The sequence below is a fragment of the Pseudomonas sp. P5_A12 genome (assembly GCF_056400685.1).
Genome location: NZ_JBFUKU010000264.1, coordinates 1 through 7,158, shown reverse-complemented (window position 1 = coordinate 7,158; position 7,158 = coordinate 1). Strand labels below are relative to the sequence as shown.

Genomic DNA, 7,158 nt, shown 5'->3' with positions numbered 1-7,158 from the left:
GCATTTGAGAGTATTGATCCATGTTGGCACGTTCCTTACCCAGCTGAGTTCACTTGTTTATTTACACAAAAAAACGCGCCGTAGCGCGTTTTTTTTGCCACAAAATCAGCGGATAAATTGCTCGATATAATCGTCCGGCAAACCCAGCGTCTTGTAATGGCTGCGGGCAGCCTCCAGCTTGGTGAAAACGTCTTCATAGCCAACCGCGACACCCTGTGGATCGACGTAAGTGTAACCACCCTGAACGTGGAACCAGGTGATCATTTCTTCGACGTCTTCAGGGACGAACAAAGTGTGAGTCTCCCCCGGCGGCTCGAATGCGAAGGATCCTTCGTCAGCGACCCAGTCATGTTCGAGGTAGTACCAACGCCCCTTCAATACGATCGCATGCACTGCACCCGAATGGCGGTGACGTGATAACACCCCGCTCTGACGCACTCGTAGCAGGTTTATATAGTAGCCGCCGCTAACACTCAGCAGCAGTGGCTTGAAAGAAACTGACTTGGTGACAGGCACCCAGAGATTGTCATCTTCGAGCCAAGTGGTCATTACGCCTGGATGCACCATGTCTGGGGACATGAAAGGCACCTGCGGCAGCGCGTAAGGTATAGCAAGTTCATCAGGCTTAACGGGCGTGTTCATTATAGGTTTCTCTCAACGTGTGACCGGCGGGGAGCCAGTTGTTCAATCGTTTGAGGAGATTAGGCGATGCCATTGCGTAGGAGAATACTCAGAAATTCACACCATCTGTGACGAGAAGTCATACCAATTAATGCCGCCCCGTCGACCAGATCAATGCCCCATGTGACACAACAGTCGGGACACAATTTCCCCAATGCCTTCACTATCATGGAGACCTGTTTCATAGACAGCCGTATCTGCCACTTCAGACGGCCTGCCCATCGAGGTTTACAAATGACTTCAGTTACCCAGTCGCTAGAGCTCAGTCCCGAACTCGCCGCACACCCCGCGTACTCACGGGTCTTCAAACCTCAAGGTCTGACTTTCGGCTACATCATGCCGTTGGAGGGCTATCCTAATTCACCGTTTCCCACCCTACAGGATCATCAACGCCTTGCTCGTATTGCGGACGAGGCTGGATTCGCAAGTCTGTGGATGAGAGATGTGCCCTTCTATGACCCTAGTTTTGGCGACACAGGTCAAATGTTCGACCCTTTTGTATACCTGGGATATCTGGCCGCTGTTACCAAAAACATTGCCTTGGGCACGACTGGTATTGTGCTCCCGCTGCGTGAACCACTGATCGTTGCGAAACAGTCTGTTTCGGTCGACCAGCTAACCGGCGGTCGTTTCTTGCTGGGGCTCTCCAGCGGAGACCGCCCGATTGAATATCCAGCATTCGGGATTGATTTCGAAGCGAGAGAAGAACGATACCGAGAAGGCTTCGAGCTGATTAAGACAGTCACGGAAAACAGCTTCCCAACCGCCTCCACCAAGCTTTTCGGTCAGCTGGAAGGCTTGCTGGACATGGTGCCCAAACCCGTCGGCCCTCGCCTTCCCATGATTGTGGTGGGCAGGGCCCGTCAGACGCTTGAGTGGATAGCCAATAATGCGGATGCCTGGATCTGGCATCTGAGCGACTTCAATCGCTTGCCCGGCCTCATCCGAGAGTTCCGTTCCGCTAGTCAATCCAGCACTACTAAGCCATACGGCTATGCGACATTTTTCGATCTAGCGAAGGATCCGAGTGCACCGCTGGAACGTGGCTACAACGGAATAAGGATCGGGCGTAATGCTCTCGTGGAACTCTGGAAGCGGCAACAGGATGAGGGCGTTTCACACGTGGCACTGAATATCAAACCTCTCCAGCGACCAGCATCTGATGTCCTGGAGGAGATGGCCGAGTATGTCCTTCCACACTTCCCAATTGGCCAACCTGTCTCGAAGGTGACCAAGTGACCGGCTCAAGTGATCGAACCGAAATTAAGGGCGTTATAGCCACCTTTCTGGAAGCCTGGGAGAGCGGTAATTGGGAATCTGCTGGGGATATGTTCACTGACAATTGCCAGCTGGTAACTAGCCACATGTCCGCTCATGAGGGTGGACGCAAGATTGTCAGAGCTTTCCAGCAAGACCGTGCCAAGGCTGATGGCTTTTCAGTGAAGGCAACCAATCACTATGTGGGAGGTGGAGAAACCGACGCCACTTTCAGTTTCTACGCCTATGGCCATATAAGCAAAGCCACAAAGTCGGCCAAGCTCGGATTTGGAATGACTGTCACAGGCTCTCTGAAAAAAACAGCAGGCACCTGGCGCCTCGACAGCGTGCTGATTGCCTTGAATTGGGTAACCGGGGACTACTCGCTTGCAACTCACTGGCAGCTTCCACCAGGTGACGACGGATGGAGGATTGGCGATCCCGCTCCGACCATCGTGAGCGAACTGAACGCGCCATGGTTTGCTTTCCAAAACTCAACGCCTTCGGTACCCAGCGAGGAGTGTATTGCTGAAACCTACGCTCGTTACTCATGGGCGCTGGATCAGGCTGACATGCAGCTACTCGCCCATTGCTTTACCAACGACGCCGCTGGTGATTTCCAACCGATGGGCCTTATTGAAGGGCGCCACGCGATCATCGGCTCCTTCAAAGAGTTTCGCAGGCCTTGGCCGTGGATGCAGCATTTCGCGGACGTGCTGGAGATCAAGTCCGACGAGGAAAAGGGTGTAGCGGAAATGATTGTCGGCAGAGTCATTCCTGGAAACTCACACACGCAAGATGGCACACCTCTCTATGGCGCGCATTACCGGATGCGGCTTCGTCGCAAGCATGAGGGATTCTGGCAACTGACTTGGAGCGAGTACCGCCCAGGCTGGTTCAATGCCAATGAAGCACCAAGAGTTTAGTCCCTTCCTGAAAACGCTCTAAGGCCGTGGAGCCGTACTATCTCGGACGACGAGTTCGATTTGTATGCGCTCCCGGCGTGCAAGTGGGCGCCCCTCGATCAGCGCAACGATGTTGTTGGCGCTGCTGATACCAATTTTCGAAGTCGGCACCCTGACGGTCGTCAGGGCTGGCACGTAGGCAGCCGCGAACTCGATATCATCGAACCCGCTGACTGACAGTTCTTTGGGGACGTCGATCCCATTGGAACGCGCTTCCGCCAACGCTCCGATACAGGTGAGGTCAGTGCTGCAGACAATGGCTGTAGGCTTGGGGTTAAGCTCCATAGCAATTCGCAGCCCGGCGCGCCCTCCCTCAATCGTGAACGGCTGCTCAATAATCCGTTCACTTGAAAGCTCGATCCCTGACTCGAGTAGCTGAGCGGTGATTCCTTTCAGACGGTATTTTGCCCGTTCGTTGTGAGAAACAACTCCACTGATCATGGCGATACTTTGATGACCAAGACTAAGCAAGTGCCTGGCTATCAATCGACCACCCTCCTCATTGCTGAACCCCACGCAGTGATGGTCGTGAGCACCATCTAGCGACCACATGAGAATGAATGGGCACTGGGCGGCAGTTAGTGCTTCATAAATTTCAGGACTGTGTTCAGTACCCACCAACAGTAGGCCTTCGACGCCCCGCTCAATCATGTTCCTTACGTTCACCRGTTCTTGCGCCTGGTCGTATTCATGGGAAGAAATGATCAGGTGATACCCAAGCTCCGTTAGCCTTAACTGGAGGGCCTGGACAGCTTCAGCAAACGCAGGGTTGTTAAAAGTAGGAAAAACGGCTCCGATGCTGTGCGTGCGCCTGGATGCCAAAGCACGCGCGGCCCCGTCTCGCACGTACCCGAGCTCTTGAACAGCTGCTTGTACTTTGGCGAGCGTTGCAGGTTTCACTAAGTGCGGGACAGCCAATGCTCTTGAAGCACTCCCCATCGAGACGCCCGCCAATTCAGCCACATCCTTGAGCTTCGGTTTCTCGATTTTTTTCATTGGAGATTCAGCATCCTCGATCGTAGCGTGGAGACAGGACGATCAGAAGAACGCCCTCGATTTGCGCAGAGGATGATAAGCCAACAGCCTGCCGTTCGGGAGCCGTTAATTGGAGAGAAAAACCTGAGAGCAGCGTTTCTGCTGCCCCCAGGCAAAGACACTTATTTAATGACGATCGGATTCACAGGAGCGCCGGTTCCGCCAACGACCTTTAAAGGAGCTGCGGTATAGAGGAACGTCCACTGACCGTCCTCAGCGCAGTCCTCAGCGAGAGGATCAAGCTGAGCGATCTCGGTGAGAGTGATGCCCAGGTTCCTCATGAGTGCGTTGTGCAACGGCAGCGCGACCCCTGACACGGGATCGATGGTGACTTCGTTAGCAATGGTGTCGGTGACAATGTTCGGAATTTCCATCTCCTGAAACCACTTCACCAGCTCAGGGCTGTAGGTCAGGCCTGGCTCGATAAAGTCTTTGTAGAACTCTTCCGGGTCGCGTTTATAAAACGAGCCAATCCATCCAGTGCGGATGATGAGAATGTCGCGCTTGTTGATAGAGACGCCTTGAGCCCGGGCCGCAGCCATTAGATCCTCATGGTTGAAAGTTTCACCTGCATCCAGCACGTCTTTACCACGGTGGCGCGCTATGTCGATCAGAATGCCTCGGCCAACGATGCCTTTTTCACCCAATGGAGCAACGCTCGCCTTGGCCAAGGAGCCGATAGTGGTATCGGCGCTGTAGCCATTCCAAATCTGATCGTCGTACCAGACATGGCCAAGGGCGTCGTACTGAGTTGACCCTTGAAGATGAAAAAACATCACGTCGTCGGCGAACTCGTAAGAGCCCGGAAAATGTGGGCCTTTGCCACAGTTGTAGTGACCACGATCCATGATATTCATGCGTTTTGACTGGGAGCGGCCAGGCCAGACCGGATCACCAGCAGGATCTGCCATCCGCACCTGCAAAGTAAATGTCTTGCCTTGCTTGACCTCTTTGACCCCTTGGAGCACTTCGATACCTGTAAGGTAGTTGAGTGAGCCTACCTCATCATCCGGGCCCCACTTACCCCAGTTCTTAGGGGAGTCTTTGAGCAGGTCATGGATGTGCGGAACGGTTTTGTCTGTCATTTTCTGAGCCTCTTTTATTCTTGGATTAGCTGTACTGCATTTAACGGTTAGTAGAAGCGCTCAAATTGTTGTCCCAGCGCGTCAGCACGAGCGAGTCCTCGAATGAGTCGTTCAGCTGTAAGCGCTGGCGCCATGTTTTTTGCGTACACGGCACTCAGCGTTGCCTGGACGACAGTCTCCAGCTCCTCAGCAGTAAACGGGAACGTCTGACCAAGACCGTCGAGAGTGACAGGAAGATTCACGTCATTCAGAAGTTGAGCGACAGCCAGGATCTCTGAGTCTGGGCGTTCTTCAACGGACATCTGCACCAGCGTTCCGAATGCGACAAGCTCACCATGCAGCATGGAAGTGATCGCAGGTATTGCCGTAAGACCTCGCACAAGCGCGTGAGCTAGTGACAAGCCACCACTTTCAAAACCAACGCCACTGATAAGAACGGTTCCTTCAACGACTCGCTCGACATCATCATTAACTTCCTGCCGGCTCACCGCTTGGTAAGCGCTGTATCCGTAGGTCATCAGCGTCGTGAACACCGCTTCGGTTAAAAGCAATGCTGTGTTCAATGCCGGCGTACCGAACGAGTTGTTACCTCCGGCAGACTGACATTGCTGCGCCTCAAACTTTTTGCTGATGGCATCACCGATACCTGCGGCGAAGAACCTTGCAGGCGCTCGAACGATGACTTCAGTGTCAACGACGACTGCGGAGGGGTTCATGTTCAGGTACTCGACACCGACGACCTTGTGCGCGTCGTCATAAAGCACAATCAATCGGCTGGTTGGGGCGTCGCTGGAAGCAATAGTCGGGCATACGACGATAGGGATGTTGAGCTGTGCGGCCATGCCTTTAGCCGTATCAATCGTCTTCCCTCCACCCAGAGCTATAATGGTGTCCGGTTTGTAATCAGCTGAACGCTGACATAGCGAAGCAATTGCAACTCGAGTGCACTCACCAGGAAAAACGATGCTGCTCGCTTCAATCCCATGGTCGGTCAAGGCATTTCCGACTTCAGGCCACAGATGAGTCGAGACGAACTCGTCGCATAACACCAAAGGACGCGACCGCCCCATATCGGAAAGGACTCTGCCAAGCTGCCGTAGCGCGCCAGGCCCTTGTTCATACCGGCCAGGAAAACCCATTGTTCGAACCATGCCACCACCTGCTGTGGAAAACTGGAAGATAAATTGCTACGTTGGATGCGAGTCCTGCTGAGTAATCTGGATCAGCGCATCAACCAGCCGCCCGCCACGTCTACGACTTGACCCGTGATGAAGTCACTCTCGTTTGAAGTCAAAAAGCATGCTGCTTTGGCTACCTCAAGGGGCGTTCCAAGACGGCCCAACGGTGTCTCATCAACGACTGTCTGGTTTGCTTGCGCAGAAACTGTTTTTAGAAGCGGCGTTTCGATGCGTCCCGGAGCCAACGCGTTTGCCGTAATCCCATATGGCCCGAGCTCGCCTGCCAGGTGACGGGTAAAACCGATAATTGCGGCTTTAGTAGCGCTGTAATGCGCCGCAACAATCGGCAAATAGGCGCTGCCAGCAACGGAAGACATGTTCACGATTCTCCCAAAGCGGCGCTCGACCATCCCCGGTGCGAGCGCCCTAACCAAGTTGAACGAGCCAGTGAGGTTGATGCCGACGACACGATCCCATTCCAGAGGATCCATTGCCCAAACAGGTGCGGGTGCGCCCTGATGTTTGGGTGACACGCCTGCATTGTTGATCAAGGTGTCGATTGGGCCGAGCTGCTCGCTAAGCTCAGCGCAGGCTCGACTGCATTGATCAAAATTTGCGACGTTAGCTTTAGCCCAGGCCACCACGTGGCCGGCAGCAATGAGTTGCTTGGCTAACTCGGAAACTGTTTGCTCATCAAAATCTACCAGTGCGACCTGGGCTCCCTCTTCACAGTACAGCCGAGCGATTGCGGCACCGATGCCTCCCCCCGCTCCGGTAACAAGGACTGTGCGTCCCAAATGTCGAAGATTTTTCATGTCAAATTCCTCGCGATGGAGAACGAGAAACGCGACGCGGCGATGTGCCCACGCGTTTGCTGACCGAGGATTTTGAGCCCATATGAGAGAGTGGTTTTGGGAAACCTGAGTGGCGCAACCAGGACATCAACAGGACATCAAC

7 protein-coding genes are annotated in these 7,158 nt (G+C 53.9%); 2 read left to right on the top strand and 5 right to left on the bottom strand.

What is annotated here, in order from left to right:
- Window positions 1-105 precede the first annotated feature (105 nt).
- Complete coding sequence (locus tag AC1DSG_RS24740) at window positions 106-642, bottom strand: 2,4'-dihydroxyacetophenone dioxygenase family protein (RefSeq protein ID WP_423502580.1); 537 nt, start codon at window positions 640-642, stop codon at window positions 106-108.
- A gap of 273 nt (window positions 643-915) precedes the next feature.
- Here AC1DSG_RS24740 and AC1DSG_RS24735 point away from each other — a divergent pair, with 273 nt between their 5' ends.
- Window positions 916-1,920 carry an LLM class oxidoreductase gene (locus AC1DSG_RS24735; protein ID WP_477793246.1) on the top strand — a complete coding sequence of 335 codons (1,005 nt, stop codon included), beginning with the start codon at window positions 916-918 and terminating at the stop codon, window positions 1,918-1,920.
- The gene (locus AC1DSG_RS24730) at window positions 1,917-2,864 is read left to right on the top strand and encodes a nuclear transport factor 2 family protein (protein ID WP_477793245.1); all 948 of its coding nucleotides are present in this window, start codon (window positions 1,917-1,919) and stop codon (window positions 2,862-2,864) included. Before AC1DSG_RS24735 ends, AC1DSG_RS24730 begins: the two co-directional genes overlap by 4 nt.
- Window positions 2,865-2,882: 18 nt before the next feature.
- Here the strand turns inward: AC1DSG_RS24730 and AC1DSG_RS24725 are convergent, their stop codons facing one another.
- The 4 genes from AC1DSG_RS24725 to AC1DSG_RS24710 all read right to left on the bottom strand — a co-directional run bounded on the left by AC1DSG_RS24725 (window position 2,883) and on the right by AC1DSG_RS24710 (window position 7,016).
- A complete protein-coding gene (locus AC1DSG_RS24725; RefSeq protein ID WP_477793244.1) occupies window positions 2,883-3,899 on the bottom strand; it encodes a LacI family DNA-binding transcriptional regulator in 1,017 nt (338 codons plus the stop codon).
- Window positions 3,900-4,060: 161 nt separating this feature from the next.
- A complete protein-coding gene (locus AC1DSG_RS24720; RefSeq protein WP_477793243.1) occupies window positions 4,061-5,023 on the bottom strand; it encodes a cyclase family protein in 963 nt (320 codons plus the stop codon).
- Window positions 5,024-5,070: 47 nt separating this feature from the next.
- The gene (locus tag AC1DSG_RS24715) at window positions 5,071-6,174 is read right to left on the bottom strand and encodes a glycerol dehydrogenase (RefSeq protein WP_477793242.1); all 1,104 of its coding nucleotides are present in this window, start codon (window positions 6,172-6,174) and stop codon (window positions 5,071-5,073) included.
- 71 nt (window positions 6,175-6,245) lie between these two features.
- Window positions 6,246-7,016 (bottom strand): SDR family oxidoreductase, encoded by a 771-nt coding sequence (locus AC1DSG_RS24710; protein ID WP_477793241.1) that lies wholly within the window; start codon window positions 7,014-7,016, stop codon window positions 6,246-6,248.
- Between the last annotated feature and the right edge of the window lie 142 nt (window positions 7,017-7,158).